Here is a 21659-nt window from a genome sequence, read left to right on the forward strand (position 1 = left end):
TTCAATGACGCTTTCAGACATTTCATCCAAACTAAATTCTTATCGCTGTTGCGTGGTCTTACCCACCTATAACAATGAGAAAACTTTAGAACGGGTGATTACTGGCGTTTTAGAATATACCAAGGATGTTATTATTGTCAACGATGGCTCCACGGATGGAACTGCTGACATTTTACAAAAGTTTCCGCAAACAATCCAATTGCATTTACCTAAAAATGCAGGAAAAGGCAATGCCCTAAAAACCGGGTTCAATCATGCTGTTCAATTGGGTTTTGAATATGCCATCACTTTGGATACTGATGGCCAACATTTTCCTTCAGATATTCCCAATTTTGTTACCGAACTCGATACTTCAGACCATAAAAAGATCTTAATTATTGGCGACCGTAACATGAATACTGCGGATGTTTTGGCAACAAGCGCAAAAGGCAATCGCGTGTCAACCTTTTGGATGAAAGCGGCTACAGGCTTGAAACTTCAGGATTCGCAATCCGGATTTCGGTTGTATCCCATAAAGGAAATGGCCTCCATAAAGTTTATGGAGTCTACCAAAAAATTCGAATTTGAAATTGAAGCTATTGTTAAAGCCTATTGGGCGGGCATTGACATCGTTCATGTGCCTATCAAAATTTTATATGACCTTAATGAGCGCGTTTCCCATTTTAGGCCTTTTAACGATATTGCCCGAATGGTGGTGCTGTACACCTGGTTTTTACTCGTAAGAGTATTCTACATTATTCCTCGAAACCTGTTTAGGAAACTAAAAAAAAAAGGCCTTAAACGATTCTTTTTAGAAGATTTTTTAGGCCATCAGGATTCACCTAAAAAGAAAGCATTATCCATTGCATTAGGCGTCTTTTTAGGATTATCGCCACTGTGGGGCTTTCATACGGTTATTGTAATTTTCTTAGCAATTTTACTCCGACTTAATAAAGTAATTGCGTTTGCATTCTCAAATATTAGCTTTCCGCCATTCATCCCATTGGTGCTTTTATTGAGTTTACAAGTGGGGAATTGGGTATTAGGCATTGAATCCCACTACACATTGGAGGGTATACAAGAGAATTTTGATTTGATGCAACATTTTGAAGCCTATCTTGTGGGCAGCATTGTCCTATCCACAACCTCTGCGGCCGTCTTTGGCGTGTTAGGATATCTGTTTTTCTTAATCATTGATCGCAAAAATGTACTGACCCATGGCTAAGTGGTTTTATAAACTATACAACAGTATTCAAAGTCATAAAGCTGTCTTTGTGATTACGCTATGTCTTGTTTTTGGGGCGCTTGTTTGGATGACTTCGACACTGAAATTTGATGAAGACATCTCAAAGTTAATCCCGACTACTTCAGAAAACGAGCAACTCCAAAACGTTTTAAATACAGTTCAGTTTGCGGATAAAATCATCGTCAATATTGAACGGGAAGACCATGGTTCTACCGAAGATTTAACCGATTACGCGACCGAATTTTTAGATTCACTGTCTAAGCGTTCAAGTGACTACATTAAAGACGTTCAAGGCAATATAGAAGATGAAACCATTTTTGAAACCTTAGATTTTGTTTACACTAACGCACCGCTATTTTTAAAGGATGCCGATTATCAACAACTCTCAAACAAATTACATCCAGATTCTATTGCTAAAATCACCGAGCGTAATTACAAAACATTGATTTCACCTTCTGGAATTGTCGCCAAAAAAACGATTGTCAAAGATCCGTTCGGTATTTCTCTGATGGGCATCAAACATTTGGAACAACTCGGAATTTCCGATGAGTTTACGCTTAAAGATGGCTTTCTGGTCAGTAAGGATGAACAGCACATTTTGCTATTTATCACCCCAGAATATCCGAGCAGCAATACGAACGAAAACAGTGTTTTTTCAGAGCAACTCTACCAACTCCAAGAGGAATTAAATAATGCCTATTCCGGCAAGGTTAAAAGCTCCTATTTTGGCGGGACACTCATTGCGGTGGCCAACGCAAAACAAATCAAAAACGACATTCAACTGACGGTTTCCATTGCGATGGTTTTGCTCATGGCGGTTTTTATCGTTTTTTATCGAAAGCTGACCATCCCAATTATTTTGTTTGTGCCTACCATTTTTGGTGGTTTATTGGCAATTGCGACATTATCCGTCATTCGCACGGAGATTTCTGCCATTTCCTTAGGAATTGGCGCGGTGCTTTTGGGCGTCACGCTCGATTATTCGCTACACATTCTTACCCATATTAGAAATAACGAAACCGTAAAGGAATTGTTTGACGGCGTTTCGAAACCAATTTTAATGAGCAGTTTAACTACCGCTTTGGCGTTTTTATGTCTGTTGTTTGTCGATTCGCAAGCCCTTCAAGATTTAGGGATTTTTGCAGCGATCAGCGTGATTGGCGCTTCCGTTTTTGCACTTATTTTTATTCCGCAAGCCTATAAAGGCTGTTCAAACAACGCTTCAAAGTCAACAATTTTAGACCGCATGGCGGCGTATGACTTTCATAAAAACAAACTGGTCATCGGCGGGATTGCAGCACTACTGCTATTAAGCGCATTTACCTACCATCGCGTGGCATTCAATAAAGATATTTCCAACCTAAATTTTCAACCGGAACGTATCAAATCTGCGGAAGCGGCATTGGACAAACTCATCAACGTCTCCTCAAAATCATTATATGTCGTCGCATTTGGCACCGATGAACAACACGTATTGGAAACTAATGATGGTGTTTTTAAAACGCTTCAAGAACTGGAGCAACAGCAAAAGTTAATCAGTTACAATTCAGTGGGTGCGTTGGTGGCATCAAATAAAACCCAGCAAGACCATATTGCAAATTGGAATCACTTTTGGACGCCTGACCTCAAGCAACAAACCCAAGATGAGTTGATTACAAACGGTACGAAATTCGGATTTAAACCAACAACCTTTCAAGAATTTTATAAACTTTTAGATCATGACTTTCAGCCGCTCAGCATCGAAGCATACAAAGACATGAACGTAATTCCCATTGACGATTTTATCGCGAGAGATGGGGATTTTATGACCATTTCCTCAGTCCTAAATGTTGAAAACAGCAAGATTCAACACGTAAAAGACGCCTTTAAAAATTCGAAAAACACCCTGGTAATTGATCGTCAAGCCATTAATGAAATCCTGTTGGGACATCTCAAAAACGATTTTAATAAGCTCTTAGGCTATTGTTTAATCGCAGTGGTGCTGTTATTAGTACTGTTCTACAAAAACCTGAGATTAACACTGGTTACCGTCATTCCAATCATTATCACTTGGGTGGTCACTATCGGGATTATGGGTCTGTTCCATTTAGAATTCAATATTTTTAACATCATCATTTCCACCTTTATCTTTGGATTGGGTGTAGATTACAGTATTTTTATGACCAACGGCATGAGATCAGGAGTCGCATCAATGACCACGCATAAAACCTCCATTATTTTATCGGTTTTGACCACAATTTTGGGCGTTGGCGTCTTAATTTTTGCGAAACATCCTGCCTTGCACTCGTTGGCGAGTATCTCCATCATTGGGATACTGTCAGCAATGTTCATTACGTTTACGATTCAGCCCTTGCTATATAAATTTCTTATTTTAAAACCGAAAAATGGGAACGATTAAAACCACACCAATCACCAGAGTAAAATCCATCACCAAAGAAGATTTTATTGAGCACTATTTTAAGCCTCAAAAGCCGGTCTTAATTGAAGATCTAACTAAAGAATGGCCTGCTTACGAAAAATGGAACTTGGATTATATTCAAAGTTTGGCGGGAGATCAGATTGTACCGTTGTACAATAATGAGCCTACCAAAGGGCGCCAAAACTCAGTGGTTCCAGCTAAAAAAATGAAGTTGGTGGATTATATCGAAATCCTAAAAACGCAGCCTACGGATTTGCGCATGTTTTTCTTTAACGTGCTTCAGAAAATGCCGGTGTTGTTGAACGATTTCAGTTATCCTGACATTGGTTTAAAGTTCTTCAAAAAATTACCGGTGATGTTTTTTGGAGGCAAAGGCTCAAAAGTATTGGCTCATTATGATATGGATTTGGCCGATTTGGTGCATTTCCATTTCCACGGTCATAAGCAAGTCACCCTTTTTGCACCAGACCAAGCCAAGCATCTCTATAAAGTGCCTTTTACCGTTCACAATTTGGAAACGATTGATATGGACAATCCGGATTTTGAAAAATACCCGGCGCTACAATTGGCAGAAGGCATTTCGGTAGACATGAAACACGGGGATGCCCTGTATATGCCAAGCGGTTATTGGCATTATATCACCTATTTAGATGGCGGATTTTCAATTACCCTTCGCGCCTTTCCAAGAAAAGTGGGCCGTTTGGCCAAACTCTTCAAAAACATCGTCTTTATGCGAACTTTTGAAAATGTGATGCGCCGCACCGTCGGCCAAGGTTGGGTAGATTATAAAGAAGAGCAGATGGTAAAACGCATGAACAAAAATTACAAGAAAAAGCACTCAGATGCCTAAGCATCCTATCATACAATTTCTTTTCTGCAGCTTAGTGGCGCTGTTTTTCACGTCCTGTGGCATTCGCAAATCGCTCAACCATCTTCCCGATGTGAGCAGCTATAACGCCTCTATTCCCGAGCGCAGTAAAATCAATGATTCTACTTATGTTGTTGGCAACAGTTTTCTGACCAAGAATACCCAAGGCCTTTGGGAACTTTATGTGGAAGGCGACGCACTGGAACGCGGACTCATTTCCGGGCGTTTATCCGAAGAAATTATTTATAAGCAAGAACGCGTTTTTTTAGATAAAATCGAGAGCATGGTGCCTTCTGAAGGTCAGCAGAAATTCTTAAAAAAGTTTCTGTCTTGGTACAATCGCAAAATGTACCAGCACGTACCGGAAGAATTTAAAGCGGAGATTTATGGCATTTCAAGATATATGTCTGCCGATTTTGATGCCATTGCCACCCCGTATTTAAGAGCTTTATACCTGCACGGCGCGCACGATATCGGCCATGCGTTGCAAGATTTAGCCTTGGTTGGTTGTACATCATTTGCCGCTTGGGATGAAAAAACGGAAGACGGCCAATTGTTAATAGGTAGAAACTTCGATTTTTATGCCGGTGATAAGTTTGCTGAAGACAAAGTAGTGTCGTTTATCAATCCTGACCACGGTTATAAATTCATGTCCATTTCTTGGAGCGGCTTTATTGGCGTCGTTTCGGGGATGAATGAAAAAGGATTGACCGTAACCTTAAATGCCGGGAAATCTAAAATTCCGTTGGTTGCAAAAACACCAATTTCCATTGTGACACGTGAAATTTTACAATATGCTTCTACCATTGACGAAGCGATTGCCATTGCAAAAAAACGTGAGGTTTTTGTTTCTGAAGCCATTATGGTAGGCAGCGCAATTGATCAAAAAGCAGTGTTGATTGAAGTGTCGCCTAAAAACTTTGGGGTGTACGAGGTGGAAAATTCTGATGAATTGATTTGTTCCAATCATTTTCAGAGTGATGCCTATAAAAAAGACCGTCGCAATAAAAAAACCATCCAAAATAGCCATTCCCAATACCGCTACGACAGAATGCAACAATTATTGGAGGAAAAAGATAAAATGACGCCTGAAAAAGCCGTTTCAGTACTCCGAAATAAAGACGGTTTGGATGATAAAGCTATCGGATTTGGCAATGAAAAAGCGTTAAATCAACTGTTGGCTCACCACGGTATCGTGTTTAAACCCGAAGAACTTAAAGTGTGGGTATCTGCAAATCCGTATCAATTGGGCGAGTTTGTAGCGTATGATTTGAATACTGTTTTTGAAAATAGAGACGGTAATCCTTCCACAGTAACGGTGTCCAATGCAGCATTAAATATTCCTAAAGATCCATTTTTGGATACCGAAGCCTATAAAAATTACGAAGCGTATCGCATTTTAGAACGAAAGGTGGAACATAGCTTGAAGGAAAAAGAAACAATCGATGACACCGAACTTCAAAAGTTGTCAGAATTAAATCCAAATTATTGGAAAGCCTATTATCTTGCAGGACGTTATCATTATCAGCATAAAAATTTCGCAAACGCACTCAAATATTTTGAAACCGCATCCACTAAGGAAATCACAACCATTCCAGACGCAGAGCAGGTGTCAAAATATATTAAAAAATCAAAACGAAAACTCAAATGATTCCTGAAATAGAAACCAAATCTGCCGCTGAAATAAAAGCCTTTCAGGAAACTCAATTGCAGCTCACCTTGGAGTATCTGTCCAAAAACTCCCCCTTTTACAAGCGGCAATTTAAAACACATCAACTCTCCATTTCAGAGATTCAAACCCTTGAGGATTTAACAAAGATTCCCGTCACCACAAAAGATGATTTACAACAATTTAATGACGATTTTATCTGCGTCCCAAAATCTAAAATCATTGACTATGTCACCACTTCAGGCACATTAGGTGATCCGGTAACCTACGTCTTGACTGATGCCGATTTAGAACGCTTGGCCTATAATGAAGCCATTTCATTCGCTTGTGCGGGTGTAAGTTCAGGCGACACGTTGCAGTTGATGACGACGATGGACCGTCGTTTTATGGCGGGTTTGGCTTACTTTTTAGGGGTTCGAAAAATGGGCGCGGGAATTATAAGAGTAGGCGCTGGAATTCCTGAATTACAATGGGATTCCATCATAAAGTTTCAACCCACTTACCTCATCGTCGTGCCTTCGTTTTTATTAAAAATGATTGAATATGCACAGCAGCACGATATCGAATTAAATACATCCGGAATTAAAGGCGCCATTTGTATTGGGGAAGCCATCCGAAATGAAGATTTCACTTTAAATACCTTGGGCAAAAAGATCACCGATCATTGGAACATCGAGTTATTTTCTACCTACGCCTCTACTGAAATGAGTACAGCTTTTACGGAATGTAGCGCACAACAAGGTGGCCATTTACACCCAGAACTCATCATTGCAGAACTTTTGGATGAGCATAACAATCCTGTAAAAGAAGGTGAAACAGGCGAATTGACCATTACCACGTTGGGCGTTGAGGCGATGCCGCTTTTGCGTTTCAAAACTGGCGATATGATGACAGCGCACCATGATGCATGTAGTTGTGGCCGTAATACGCTACGCCTCGGACCAATTGCAGGTCGAAAAAAGCAAATGATTAAGTATAAAGGCACCACATTATATCCGCCAGCCATGCAAAATGTGCTGAATAATTTTAATGAGTTGGAGAGTTTTGTTATTGAAATCAGTCACAATGCCATTGGCACTGATGAAATTTTAATTAAAATCGCTTCACATGCACCATCTGAACAACTCTTAGGTCAAATTAAGGACCATTTCAGAGCCAAATTACGGGTAACTCCAAAATTGGAATGGTGCGATAGAAAAGAGATTGACGCCTTACGTTTTCCTAAATTAAGCCGAAAACCAATCCTAGTTATCGACAAACGAAAATAATACCGTAATTTTAAAGGGATTATGGACCATAAAAATAACATCTTAACTAGAGCATCTAAAAAGCCAATCCTTTGGGACGCTTTTTATAAATCCACCGGGACTCAAAAACCATTGGTTATTTTTTGCCATGGGTACAAAGGTTTTAAGGATTGGGGTGCTTGGGATTTGGTGGCAGAAGCATTCGCTGAAGCAGATTTATTTTTTGTAAAATTTAATTTTTCGCACAATGGTGGCACTATGGAACAACCCATTGACTTCCCCGATTTAGACGCCTTTGCGGAAAACAATTATTCCAAAGAATTGGACGATTTAGAGGATCTGATCACTTTCTTTCGCTCAACGTCCAATCCATTTCAAGCCGAGATAGATCCTAATGAACTTATACTTATCGGGCACTCCCGTGGTGGCGGAATTGTCACACTTAAAGCTTCAGAAGACCATCGCATCACAAAATTCATCAGTTGGGCAGGTGTAAGTGATTTTGGAAAACGTACCGCTACTTCTGGAGAACTGGAACAATGGAAAAAAGACGGTGTCAAATATGTGCTCAATGGCAGAACAAAGCAAAAAATGCCTCATAATTATCAGTTTTACGAAGATTTTAAAGCCAATGAACATCGCTTGCACATAGAAAGTGCCGTAAAAAAGATTGTTATCCCACAGCTCATTATTCATGCAAAAGACGATCCATCTGTTGCATTCAGTGAAGCTGAAGCCTTGCATTCTTGGAACCCGAAGAGCATCCTTTATCCTATTAAAAACAGTAATCATGTATTTGGCGCTTCACATCCCTGGAAAGCCGACCACCCACCATCTCCATTAGATGAGGTAGTTCAAAAGAGTATCGACTTCATTAGGCAGTAATACCGCCTTAAACATTGCAGTCAACATTATTCTTAAATGGATACGTCAATGTATCAAACAATTTATAATATGCAGACTTTTTCAAATCTTTAGTATTTTTAAATAGTTCTATAGAAAATTAATTACACATTTTATGATCCGAAATGCTTTTAAATATTCTACGAGTAAATTTTTGTTGCTTTTATGCATTGCCACAATTACAGCTTGTGCAACGTATAAACCGCAATCTAAAATCGCCTTAAAGTCTGACATTACAACCCAGAAGCCCATCCATACGTTCTATGTGGCAGGAGGTCTCGGTACGGGAGCGTCAGATGCTAACCCTCAACTTCAACAATTATTAAAATCCTACTTAGATAAGGCTGACAAAAATAGCACGTTATTATATGCAGGAGATTATATTCCGAAAAATGCCAATAAAGACACACGGGAAACCTATATAAAGACACACCTCAATCTTGCCAAAGATTTTAAAGGAAAAACGGTATTTACACCCGGTCACCATGAATGGGCAAGTAAAAACACTAAAAAAATTGAGTGGGTTGAAGATTATTTAAAGGATAATAATATTGAAAACTTTGAGGTCAAACCTAACAATGTCTGTCCGTTAGAATATGTTGAAGTCAATGAAACTCTAGATATTTTATATGTAGATTCTAATTGGTTTTCCATCAACTGGGACCACGTAGAGGGCATCAATGAAAAATGTACGGACATCAACACCAAAAGACGCTTCAATGAAGAGTTTGAAGGCTATATCAAAGATTCGAGAGGCAAAAACCTTCTTATTGTGATGCACCATCCAATATTCAGCAATGGTAAATATGCTGGTCATCGCACTTTTGCGGAAAACATGCAGATTCCAATTCTTGGTCCTGTCGTGAATGAAATTCAGAATTTAGGTGGATTTTCAATGCAGCAGGACAATTCACATCGTTATAATTACTTATGTACCGTAATCAGTTCCTTAGCACAAGATAATGACAGAGTCACTATTGTTTCAGGTCATGAAGAGAGTTTACAATATTTAGCAAGTGATAATATTAGACAAATCATAAGTGGTTCATTGGGCTCACGTACTGGGACCAAATTGTCTCCTGGAACTATTGCCAATATTGGTGGTTCCTTAGATTTCGAGGGAAAATTTAGTTATGGTGAAAAAGGATTTACGATTATCAGATACTATGAAGATGGCTCCTCTGACGTGGAGTTCATTACCGAAAAGGATACGTTTGCGTTTGATATGAATGATAAGTTCCCTGAAAAAGAAGCAGAATACCCAATTCCGTCATTTTCTGAAACCACGAAAACCGTTCCTGTTACAAGTGATCGACAAAAGCTTGATAAATCCGGGTTTTACAAATTTATTTGGGGAGATCGTTACCGTAGTTATTTTGGAAAACCTGTAACTGCCAACATTGCCATTTTGGACACTTTATATAATGGATTGAAAATCACCCAAAAAGGTGGTGGCCATCAATCATTCTCTGCCCGACTTGCAGATGCTGAAGATCGAGAATATGCCATGAGAGGACTTGAAAAAGATGCACTTAAGTTTTTGCGCTTTAAAGTTCCTGGCGTGGCTTATGTGGAGGAAGATTTCAGAGGGTCATTCCCTGAAACGGCAGTATATGACTTCTTTACCACAACACATCCTTACATGCAATTGGTTATAAATCCGTTAGCAAAATCAGTTGGTGTCAATCATGCCAACGCGCAATTGTACTATTTACCAAAGCAGCCTGGATTTAAGTTTTTAGGTGATAATTATGGCGATAAGCTTTATTTTATCGAAGAGCGTCCAAATGATGAGCAAAAAGATTACGAAGGCTACAATCGTGCAAACCCAAAAGAAGCCGGCAAAATAGTCAACTTTGAAAGTACGACAGACGTCCTCGAGAAATTAAATGAAGATGAAAAATATACCATTGACCAACGTGCCTACATACGTGCACGATTGTTTGATATGCTAATTGGCGATTGGGACCGTCATCACGACCAATGGCGTTGGATGGAATATGAAATCAGCGATGACGATGTTCGTTTTATTCCTATCCCAAGAGATCGTGATGCTGCCTTTTCCAAATTTGATGGTATTGCCATTCCTATCATAAAAATGCTATTACCAGACGTTCGTTTTTGGCAATCGTATGATACCGATATAAAAAATGTAAAATGGTTTAATGCGGAAGGTAATAATTTAGATATGGCCTTCTTGAACAAACACGACACATCTGTGTGGGTAGAAGAAGCCAAAAGCATTCAAGCCAACATGACTGACGAAGCCATAGACCAAGCGTTTACGAGGTTACCTGTAGAAGTGCAGGATGACGCTTCAGAAGACATCAAAAATAAGTTAAAAGGCCGTTTAAAAAATATTGATGACATTGCAAAGCGCTATGGCGACCGCATGCAACAGGTTGTGGTAATTCATGGCACGCATAAAGATGATAAAATAGAAATTACAAGGCTTCCGCAAGGTAAAACCAAAGTTGTATTAAAACGCTTAAAGTCAGATGCACCCAACCCCGTATTTTATGAGCGTACGTTTGACAGAGAGGCCACGAAAGAACTTTGGATTTATGGTTTAAATGATGATGATAAATTTGAAGTCTCAGGAGATGGAGACCGCGAAATTATGATCAGATTGGTTGGCGGCTACGGTGATGACGTTTTTAATATAAGCAATCGTAAAAATCTAAAAGTCTATGATTGGAAACATGAAAAAGCCGAGTTTACTGATAAAATTCCGGCCAAACATTTTACTCAGTTATATCAAACCAATACTTTCATTTACAGAGAATTTAAAGAAAATTCTAATGTGTTGTTCCCAAATGTTGGATTTAAAACCGATGATGGTTTATTTGTAGGAGCCAAAAACACTTACACCAACCACGGATTTAATGGCGAAGATTTCAGATATAAACATTTCTTATCAGCAAATTACTTCTTTGATTATGGTGCCGTAGAATTAGAATATGCTGGCACATTTGCCAATATTTTTCCCAATTGGAATTTTGAAGCACTTGGTTACTATACAAGCGCAAAATTTGCCGAAAACTTTTTTGGTTACGGAAATGACACAACTTATGATGAAGACACCGTTGACAAGGATTTCAATAGAGCCCGTCTTGAACAATTACAGCTAAGATCAGGTATTGCCTACAGAAGCATCCACCTGCATGCTTTATTTGAAAACTACAAAGTGGAAAACAATATGGATCGTTTGTTTAATACGACCAATTTTAACGAGCAGGCCGTTTTTGACAACCAAAATTATATAGGTGCTGAAGCTGATATTCTCTACGAGAATGTTGATGCCTTAGATTTTCCTACACGTGGATTGTACTTTAAAGCAGTACTTGGTTACAAGAAAAATCTAAAATTAGATGATAATCAATTTGGTTATGCAACATTAAAGCTAGGGTTTGATAAAAAATTGATTTCTTCCGGAGATTTAGTTTTAGGTTCTAAAGCAGAAATCAGTACTAATTTTGGTGATGACTTTCTCTTTTACCACGGACAATCTATTGGTGGCGATAATGGGTTGCGAGGGTACAGAAACGAACGCTTTACAGGTAAAACTTCATTTTATCACAGCACCGACTTAAAAGTACGTTTAAAAGAATATATTACGGCTGTCACTCCAATTACCATCGGAATTTTTGGTGGCTACGACTATGGTCGTGTTTGGATGCCAAATCAAGATTCAGATACATGGCACAACTCTGTAGGTGGCGGTTTCTGGGTTGGAAGTTTGAACGCCTTTTCTATCAATGCCGGATATTTTGTCTCTGAAGAAGACGCCATTTTACAAATTGGCCTAGGCTTTGGTTTTTAGTTAATCCGCTCAAATATGCGTTGCTATGAGTTTTGAAATCATCCTTGTGTTTATCATTCTAGGAGTTACCATACTACTCTTTGCAACCGAAACTTTGCCTATTGATAAGATTGCCTTTCTTATTATTGTGGCATTGGTTTTATCAGGATTAACATCGCCGGAAGAAGCTATTAGCGGGTTTTCGAGTCCGGCAACAATCACCATTTTAATGCTCATGATTTTGGCGATTGGGTTAGAAGACAATGGGGTTATAGATCTTTTAACCCAATCTATTAAGAGATTAAAAATCTTGCCAATCGTTTTGATGGTGCCGGTTTTTATGATGATTGCCGCTTCCATTTCAGCATTTATAAGCACAACAGCTGTAGTTGTAATTTTTATTAAGATAATAGCGCAACTTTCTGAAAAATATGATTTTTCCTCGCCAAAATTACTGATGCCCATTTCCTTTGCAGGAATTTTAGGTGGTAGTTGTACCTTGATGGGGACTTCAACCAATATTTTGGTCAATTCCGTTTCAAAAAAGTTGGGTGCAGAGCAGTTTTCATTCTTTGAATTTAGCATTTATGGACTTATTCTGTTGGGTGTGGGCATTGTGTTCATGACTATTGCAAGCCGATGGTTACCAAAAACAAATGGTGATGAACTTACAGAAGCGTATGTTGACAATACCTTCCTGTTTACGTTAACAGTCAAATCAGAATCCAAACTTATTGGTACGGCACTATCTGATGCTAAATTTTACAAAAACCCTGATATTCGTGTATTGAAACTGATTCGCGATGATATTGTGAACGATAATCCAGGTCCAAATACCACCTTAAGAGCTCAAGATAAACTATTTGTCTTAAGTGATATTAAAGCGTATGAGTCCTTTCCAAAAAACGAGTTCACCCTTACTGATGAAAATGAATTGCACCTTCCAGATGAGACCGAGACTGAAAAAGATAAGAACAACGCCTATAGTTATATTGAGTTGCTGATCTTACCCGGATCTGAATTCATTGATAAATCCTTCTCCGAAATCAAAAACCTGTTGTATAATGTGGCGCGTCCATTGGGCATTCAAAATAGAAGGCAGTTTCAAAAAGGAATGCGCCTCAACTTTCCAAAAATTATAAAAAACACCAATTTACAAGCTGGCGACAAACTGCTCCTTAAAGCAAAGCAAGATGAAATCGAGCATTTATATTCTTTGGATAATGCCCTTGTTTTAAGACATCATGAAGAGGACTATAAGATTAATCCTTACAAACGTGCCATTAGTTTTATTGCGTTAATGATGGTTATCGGATTGGCTGCAAGTGGCATTTTGACCATTCTTACCAGTACCTTATCTGGCGTAGCTTTACTTCTAATTACGGATTGCATCAATTTATCGAAAATTTATAAAAAGGTGAACTGGCAAATTATTTTTCTATTGGCAGGTATGATACCGTTGGGTATTGCAATGCACAATTCAGGAACTGACACGTGGATTGCTGAGCTATTGCTAGACTTTCTTACGGGTCAGAACAACATTATAATTTTAGGAGTGCTTTTCGGAATTACCATGATTATGAGTGGCTTTATCTCTAACAACGCCACTGCAGTTATTATAACGCCCATAGCTATAACCCTAGCCGCTGGATTAGATTTACCGGCGAAACCGTTTATTCTTGCCGTCATGTTCGCCGCCAATTTTAGTTTTTTCACACCTATGGGCTATCAAACCAACACGCTCATTTATGGAACAGGCGCTTATAAATTCAGGCATTTCCTAATTATTGGCGGATTATTATCTATTGTTTTGTTGGTGGTTGGCACATTATTATTGTCCTCCATGTTATAAACAGCATAATTATAACCTACGAATTAAAATTACACTATCATTTCAATAGTCCGTACCTGTGTTTTTTGCGATATTCTAAACCTAGCACGCCATAATTTCGTTATTCAGTAAAAATATAGTATTGCTAATTCTGTTACGTTTAGCTTTAGTAATTTTAAAGGTTCTTAAATAAATTACAATATGTCAACACAGCCAAAATTAACGCGCTTTAATCAAAGTGTTTTATCAAAATATCAAATCTATAACGGTATTTTTATGACCTTGCCTTTTGATGCTGTTACCAAAACCGGTGTCTTATTGCCATTGTTTCATGAAACCTGCCAGAAAGGATTTAAAGCTGGTGAGGACCCTACAACAATTGTCAATTCTTTTTTCAAGAAATACCAAGCACGACGCTCACCGGAAAGTCAGATCAACCTCTTGTTTCGCTTCATTCAATATATTGAACGCCAAGTGGTATTGTTTGATGCTATTGAAGATGCCGCCTTCCCGAAAGTCAATAATATGGACGGGATTGGGACTTTAAGAAGTTTAAAGGAAAGTGTCACGGCTGAAAACAAAATGGAATTGCTTCAAAAGTATTTGGAAGAATTCAAGGTCCGCATTGTTTTAACGGCGCATCCAACACAATTCTACCCAGGATCAGTATTGGGAATTATTACAGATTTAACCGAAGCCATTAAGGAAAATGACTTGCTTCGCATTAATGATTTGCTTGCACAACTCGGGAAAACGCCATTTTTTAAACATAAAAAACCAACGCCTTACGATGAAGCCATCAGTTTAATCTGGTACTTGGAAAACGTATTCTATAAATCGTTTGGAGATATTTATGACTATATCCAACAAAATATTTTTGACGGAAAGCAGATTGACAACAACATCATCAATGTCGGTTTTTGGCCAGGTGGAGACAGAGATGGAAATCCTTTTGTAACACCCGAAATCACCCTTAAGGTAGCGGCACGTTTGAAGGAAACCATTATTAAAAATTACTATCGTGATATTAGAAGACTTAAGCGAAAGCTAACCTTTACCAATATTGAAGAACGGATGTCAGTCCTCGAAAAAGAGCTCTATGAGTTAATGATTGGTAATCCTTCTGACTTGACTTTAGAAAGTTTCAAAGCAGAATTGAATTCGGTCAAAGACATTATTATAGAGGAGCATCAATCGTTATACCTCTCAGAAATAAACAGTCTTCTTAATAAAATCCATCTTTTCGGCTTCCACTTTTCAACGTTGGATATCCGTCAGGACAGTCGTGCCCACGAAAAAGTTTTTAAAAATCTAGTTGAAACTTTATTGGCAAATGGCAATACGATTTTTCCTGAGAATTATTTCGAACTTACAGATAAGGAGCAAGTAGATGTCCTTTCAAAAGTGAAGGGAAAAATTGATTTATCGCTAATCACCGATGAAGAAACGCTGAAAACTTTAGAGACTATTGAAGCGATTAAAACCATTCAAGAAACTAATGGCGAACAGGCTTCCAACCGATACATCATCAGTAATAACCAAAGTACACTGCATGTCATGCAATTGTTTGCCATGTTAAAATTGGTGGCATTCAAAGATAAATTAACCGTAGATATTGGACCACTTTTCGAAACAATTACAGATTTGGAGAATGCGCACCTAGTGATGGAGGAGTTGTATACAAATCCTGCATACAGCGCCCATTTAAAGTCGAGAGGCAACAAGCAAACCATTATGCTCGGCTTTAGTGACGGCACCAAGGACGGTGGCTATTTAATGGCCAATTGGGCAATTTATAAAGCCAAGGAACGACTTACTGAAATTTCTCGTAAATATGATGTGACGGTTATATTCTTTGACGGTCGTGGGGGACCACCTGCGCGTGGAGGAGGAAAGACTCATAATTTTTATGCCTCTTTAGGACCAACTATTGAAGATAAAGAAGTACAATTGACCATTCAGGGCCAAACGATAAGTTCTAATTTTGGAACTTTAGATTCGTCTCAATACAATTTGGAACAGTTGATCAGTTCTGGAATTCACAACAGTTTGAGTGATACGGATTTACGAATGAAACAGGACAACAGAGAGGTGATGGGTAATTTGGCATCGTTAAGCTATAAGGCTTACGCCGATTTTAAAGCACATCCAAAGTTCATTCCATATTTGGAGAACATGAGCACCCTAAAATACTACGCTAAGACCAATATTGGAAGTAGGCCAACTAAACGAGGAAAATCAGAAGGTTTGATATTTGAAGATTTAAGAGCCATCCCATTTGTAGGATCATGGAGTCAACTCAAACAAAACGTGCCAGGATTTTTTGGCGTGGGCACAGCGTTGAAACATTATGAAAATTCAGGAGAATTCGAAAAAGTACAACACCTTTTCAAAACCTCGAGCTTCTTCAAAACGCTGATAGAAAATAGTATGATGTCGCTTTCAAAATCGTTTTTTGATTTGACCAAGTATATGGCTGACGATGCGGAATATGGCGAATTTTGGAACATTATTCACGATGAATACGTCATCACAAAGCGCTTAATTCTCAAGTTAACAGGATATACAGAATTGATGCAGGAAGAACCAGCCGGTAAAGCCTCCATCAATATGAGAGAATCGATAGTCCTGCCGCTTCTGACCATTCAGCAATTTGCTTTGAAAAAAATTCAAGAGTTAGAAAAAGAATCGCCTAAAGATGATGCGCAAATTGCCGTTTATGAAAAAATCGTGATGCGATCTTTATTTGGGAATATCAACGCGAGTAGAAATTCGGCTTAAACATACAAGCAACTCAATTTATAAATTTAAACCCTCAACAAGATATCTGTTGAGGGTTTTTAGGTGATTAAAATCTGTCTTTTCTGAGAAAGATGTCCTACCCAGTCGCATCTCCAAAAACAGCACTAAAAATACAATTATAATATTCTCTTCAAAAGTGATTTTATAAACAAATAAATTCTCTAAAAAATAGTTTCTTATAAATAAAATTTAACAAAAACAGTAATTAGATAAATTTTATGCATTAACAATTTAATAATTTGTCCCCTACCAAATTCAGCATCCCATAATTTAAAATGCTCTCATTGTCAATCTCGGAAAAATGAAGTCCTCGCTTTAATCCGGAATTTTTTACTCATACATTAGATAACTTTTAAAGGTTAAAACCCACTAAATTTTCTGAATTATGCTGAAGCAACAAGGACTTTATTTACCTGAATTTGAACACGACAATTGTGGCGCCGGATTTATATGTAGCTTAAAAGGAAATACCTCCAATACCATCATCCATAAAGCGCTCGAAATTTTGGAAAAATTGGAGCATAGAGGCGCTGTAAGTTCTGACGGTAAAACTGGCGATGGTGCTGGTATTTTAATTGATATTCCTCACGACTTCTTTATAAAGAACTGCGATTTCAGCTTACCAAAATTTGGTGATTATGCTGTGAGCAACGTATTTCTTCCAAAAAAAGAAAACCAACGCAACTATTGCATCGAAAAATTCGAACATTATATAAAAGCACAAGGCCTTCATATTTTAGGATGGCGAGATGTGCCTGTGGACGCTAGTGTATTAGGTAGTGTAGCGGCACTGACTGAACCTTTTGTAAAGCAGGTATTTATTGGGAAAGCTCATAAACAACAAGACGAATTTAACTTTAATCTCAAATTATTCACTGCAAGAAAACAAGCAGAGCATCATATAAACGCTTCCAAGCTCTCAGAAAGCGCACGTTTTTACCTACCTAGTCTGTCCACCAAAATCATCATCTTTAAAGACCTCCTGGTACCAGAAGACATTAAGTTGTATTACAAAGATCTCCAAGATCTATCATTAGTAACACGTTTGGCTTTGGTGCATCAGCGCTTTTCAACCAACACCTTCCCTACTTGGGATTTGGCGCAACCTTTTAGATACATGTGTCATAATGGGGAAATTAACACGTTGAGAGGCAATGTTAGCCGCACCTTATCTCGACAGGAATTAATGGAAAGCGATTGGTTTGGGGATGAGATCAAAAGCATCTTTCCAATCATCCTTCCCGGCAAATCAGATTCCGCACAAATGGATATGGTGGTCGAATTACTATTAATGACCGGCCGATCATTACCTGAAGTGATGATGATGCTTGTGCCCGAAGCATGGGAGAAAAACCCTGAAATGTCTGACGCTAAAAAAGCATTTTACGAATATAACTCATGTATTATGGAACCTTGGGACGGCCCTGCATCCATTCCATTTACGGATGGTAATTATATAGGTGCGGTGCTCGACAGAAATGGTTTACGTCCTTCGCGCTACACAGTTACCAAAGATGGATTTGTGGTGATGTCTTCGGAAACTGGCGTGATAGACATCGACCCGAAAAATGTGGAACATCACGGCCGATTGGAACCAGGAAAAATGTTTTTGGTAGATATGAATCAAGGGCGTCCAAAGATGAGGAGGTTAAAGAAGTGATTGTTTCCAAGCATCCTTACCAAGAGTGGTTGCAGAAAAATTTGGTGCATCTGGCAGATATTCCAGCTAAAAAAGGTGACATAAATCATGATGAAGATCCATTATTAAAACGTCAAATCGTTTTTGGATATACTGAAGAAGATTTAAGCGTCATTATCAAACCAATGGCGCAATTGGGCAAAGAACCTATCGGCTCTATGGGGAATGATGCACCTATTGCCATTCTATCAGAAAAGCCACAGTTGCTTTATAATTACTTCAAACAATTGTTCGCACAGGTTACCAATCCGCCGTTAGACGGCATTCGTGAAAAATTGATTACGGATATCAGTTTGACTTTGGGAAGCGACACTAATATTTTTAAAATTAACGAAGATCAATGTCGAAAATTGAAGATCCAGAATCCAGTAATTTCAAAGCATGATCTTGATAAAATTAAAAACTACACTCAAAATCCTGATTTTGTAGTCACGACGATTCCTATTCTATATGAAGTGGATAAAGGTTTGAATGAGTTGGAACGCGCGCTCCTAAATCTGGTTAAAACAGCATCTCAAGCAATTGATGATGGCGGCAACATCATTATTCTATCGGATAGAGGCGTAAATGAAAAAATGGCGCCAATCCCTGCATTGATGGCTTGTTCTTATGTGAATCATGAATTGTATAAAATAGGTAAGCGTGCCAAAGTTAGTATTATCATGGAGTCAGCTGAACCTCGTGAAGTGCACCACTTTGCATTGTTATTTGGCTATGGCGCAAGTGCTATTAACCCTTATATCGTTAATGAGATTGTCCAAGAGCAAGTTGAAAAACAGGATATTGATGGCTTAGATTACATGACTGCTATTAAGAATTACAACAAAGCTATCGGCATGGGCATCCTTAAAGTGATGAACAAAATCGGAATTTCCACGCTTAACTCGTATCGTGGCTCGCAACTTTTTGAATGTGTCGGCCTTAACACCACAGTGGTCACTAATTATTTCCCAAATACGGTTACCCGTATTCAAGGTATCGGCTTACGGGAAATAGAGAAAGAAATTTCAAAGCGCCACCGTCAGGCCTACCATAACAATGAAGTGGATGGAGATTTAGGTTTAGAATTTGGGGGTAATTATAAATGGCGTCGCAATGGCGAAAAACATGCTTTTAATCCGTTAACCGTCGCCAAACTTCAGGAATCTGTACGAAACAATAAGCCAGCAACATTTAAGGAATATTCCGACTTAATCAATGAGCAGACCAAACAATTGATGACCATAAGAGGCTTGTTTGAATTTACCAATTATGACCCCATTCCCTTATCAGAAGTTGAACCGTGGACAGAAATCGTAAAGCGTTTTAAAACGGGTGCCATGTCTTACGGTTCCATAAGCAAGGAAGCGCATGAGAATTTGGCCATTGCGATGAACCGGATTGGCGGTAAAAGCAATTCAGGCGAAGGTGGCGAAGATGAAGAACGTTTCTATAAGGATGCCAACGGCGATTGGAAAAACTCGGCCATAAAGCAAGTGGCTTCTGGACGTTTTGGGGTTACTTCCAATTATTTGACCAGTGCTTCTGAGATTCAAATTAAAATGGCACAAGGTGCCAAACCAGGCGAAGGCGGCCAATTACCGGGTCCTAAAGTAAATCCTGATATTGCTAAAACGCGAAACTCCACCCCTTATGTTGGACTAATTTCACCCCCACCGCATCATGATATTTATTCTATTGAAGATTTATCCCAACTGATTTACGATTTAAAATCGGCCAATCGTGAGGCACGGATTAATGTGAAATTGGTTTCTGAAGTCGGTATTGGTACAGTTGCCGCTGGAGTTGCCAAAGCCAAAGGCGATGTAATTCTAATTTCTGGTCATGATGGTGGCACAGGGGCTTCACCATTAACCTCATTAAAACATGCCGGATTACCGTGGGAATTAGGACTCGCCGAAGCACAACAAACTTTGGTGATGAATAATTTGAGAAATCGTGTTGTTTTGGAGTGTGACGGTCAAATGAAAACAGGGCGCGACGTGGCCATAGCCTGTTTATTAGGCGCTGAGGAATTCGGTTTTGCTACGGCACCTTTGGTAGCCTCTGGTTGTGTCATGATGCGTGTGTGTCACTTAAACACGTGTCCGGTGGGCATCGCGACTCAAAATCCCGAACTCCGTAAAAAGTTTCAAGGCAAACCGGAGCATGTGGTCAACTTCATGTATTTCGTAGCACAGGAATTACGTGAAATCATGGCTGAACTTGGATTTAGAACCATTAATGAAATGGTTGGCCAAGTTCAAAAACTAGATCGAAATAAAACAATAAACCATTACAAATCTTTAGGATTGGATTTATCGCTTATCCTTCATCAAGTCATTACGCCTGAAGGCACTAAACTCTACAATACTGAAAAACAAGATCACCATCTGGAAAAAGCATTGGATTTTAAAATTATCAGTCAAGCGCATCCTGCCTTATTCCGAAAGGAAAAAACCGTTATCGACTCAAAAATCAACAATAGAGATCGTGCTTTTGGAGCAATTTTAAGTAATGAAATTTCTAAAATTTATGGTGCACAAGGCCTACCAGAAAACACTTTAAAAATCAATTTCACAGGATCGGCAGGCCAAAGTTTTGGTGCTTTCGCCACCAAAGGATTAACGCTTGTTGTTAACGGTAATACCAATGATTACTTAGGAAAAGGACTTTCCGGCGCTAAAATAAGTGTCAAGGTACCTGAGGAATCCACCATTGTTCCTGAAGACAATATCATTATTGGTAATGTGGCCTTATATGGCGCTACCAGCGGCGAAGTGTATATTAATGGAAAAGCAGGAGAACGTTTTTGTGTCAGAAATTCTGGTGCACATGCGGTTGTTGAAGGCATTGGCGACCATGGTTGTGAATACATGACAGGTGGGCGAGCCGTTATTTTGGGCGAGGTAGGTCGGAATTTTGGTGCCGGTATGAGTGGTGGCATCGCTTATGTTTATGACCCCAACAACACCTTCGATAAAAAATGCAATAAGGAAGGGTTGAATTTAGAGCCTGTCGCTTCCGCAGAAGATGGTGCAGAATTGAAAAACCTAGTTGAAAGTCATTACAATGCCACACTGAGTCCGCTAGCGCAGAGACTTTTGGAAAACTGGCAGAAGGAATTGCCGAAATTCATCAAAGTATTGCCAGAAGAATACAGGCAAGCATTAATAAGATTGGAAGAAGAAAATAAAGTAGTTGTTTAATTGAAA

At 38.8% G+C, this 21659-nt stretch carries 9 protein-coding genes and 1 pseudogene; all 10 read left to right on the plus strand.

Annotated elements, in window-relative coordinates:
* Positions 1-4 precede the first annotated feature (4 nt).
* The 10 genes and pseudogenes from BXY82_RS04165 to gltB all read left to right on the plus strand — a co-directional run bounded on the left by BXY82_RS04165 (position 5) and on the right by gltB (position 21653).
* Positions 5-1204, plus strand: a complete 1200-nt coding sequence (locus BXY82_RS04165) for a DUF2062 domain-containing protein (protein WP_133756907.1) — start codon at positions 5-7, stop codon at positions 1202-1204.
* Positions 1197-3623, plus strand: coding sequence for an MMPL family transporter (locus tag BXY82_RS04170; RefSeq protein WP_133756908.1), 2427 nt, complete (start codon positions 1197-1199; stop codon positions 3621-3623). The genes BXY82_RS04165 and BXY82_RS04170 overlap by 8 nt, the downstream gene beginning before the upstream one ends.
* Positions 3610-4494: a cupin-like domain-containing protein gene (locus BXY82_RS04175; RefSeq protein ID WP_133756909.1), complete on the plus strand. Its 885-nt coding sequence runs from the start codon at positions 3610-3612 to the stop codon at positions 4492-4494. The genes BXY82_RS04170 and BXY82_RS04175 overlap by 14 nt, the downstream gene beginning before the upstream one ends.
* The gene (locus tag BXY82_RS04180; protein WP_133756910.1) at positions 4487-6163 is read left to right on the plus strand and encodes a C45 family autoproteolytic acyltransferase/hydolase; all 1677 of its coding nucleotides are present in this window, start codon (positions 4487-4489) and stop codon (positions 6161-6163) included. Before BXY82_RS04175 ends, BXY82_RS04180 begins: the two co-directional genes overlap by 8 nt.
* The gene (locus tag BXY82_RS04185) at positions 6160-7449 is read left to right on the plus strand and encodes a phenylacetate--CoA ligase family protein (protein ID WP_133756911.1); all 1290 of its coding nucleotides are present in this window, start codon (positions 6160-6162) and stop codon (positions 7447-7449) included. Before BXY82_RS04180 ends, BXY82_RS04185 begins: the two co-directional genes overlap by 4 nt.
* Positions 7450-7470: 21 nt before the next feature.
* Positions 7471-8313 carry an alpha/beta hydrolase family protein gene (locus BXY82_RS04190; RefSeq protein ID WP_133756912.1) on the plus strand — a complete coding sequence of 281 codons (843 nt, stop codon included), beginning with the start codon at positions 7471-7473 and terminating at the stop codon, positions 8311-8313.
* 133 nt (positions 8314-8446) lie between these two features.
* Positions 8447-12154, plus strand: coding sequence for a ShlB/FhaC/HecB family hemolysin secretion/activation protein (locus BXY82_RS04195; protein WP_133756913.1), 3708 nt, complete (start codon positions 8447-8449; stop codon positions 12152-12154).
* A gap of 25 nt (positions 12155-12179) precedes the next feature.
* On the plus strand, positions 12180-13985 hold the full coding sequence (locus tag BXY82_RS04200) for an SLC13 family permease (RefSeq protein ID WP_133756914.1): 1806 nt from the start codon (positions 12180-12182) through the stop codon (positions 13983-13985).
* A 180-nt stretch (positions 13986-14165) separates the two neighbouring features.
* A complete protein-coding gene (locus BXY82_RS04205; protein WP_133756915.1) occupies positions 14166-16745 on the plus strand; it encodes a phosphoenolpyruvate carboxylase in 2580 nt (859 codons plus the stop codon).
* Between the two features lie 406 nt (positions 16746-17151).
* A pseudogene (gene gltB, locus BXY82_RS04210) lies at positions 17152-21653 on the plus strand (glutamate synthase large subunit).
* The last annotated feature ends 6 nt before the right edge of the window (positions 21654-21659 follow it).

Source organism: Gelidibacter sediminis (genome assembly GCF_004364975.1).
Taxonomy (GTDB): Bacteria; Bacteroidota; Bacteroidia; order Flavobacteriales; family Flavobacteriaceae; genus Gelidibacter; species Gelidibacter sediminis.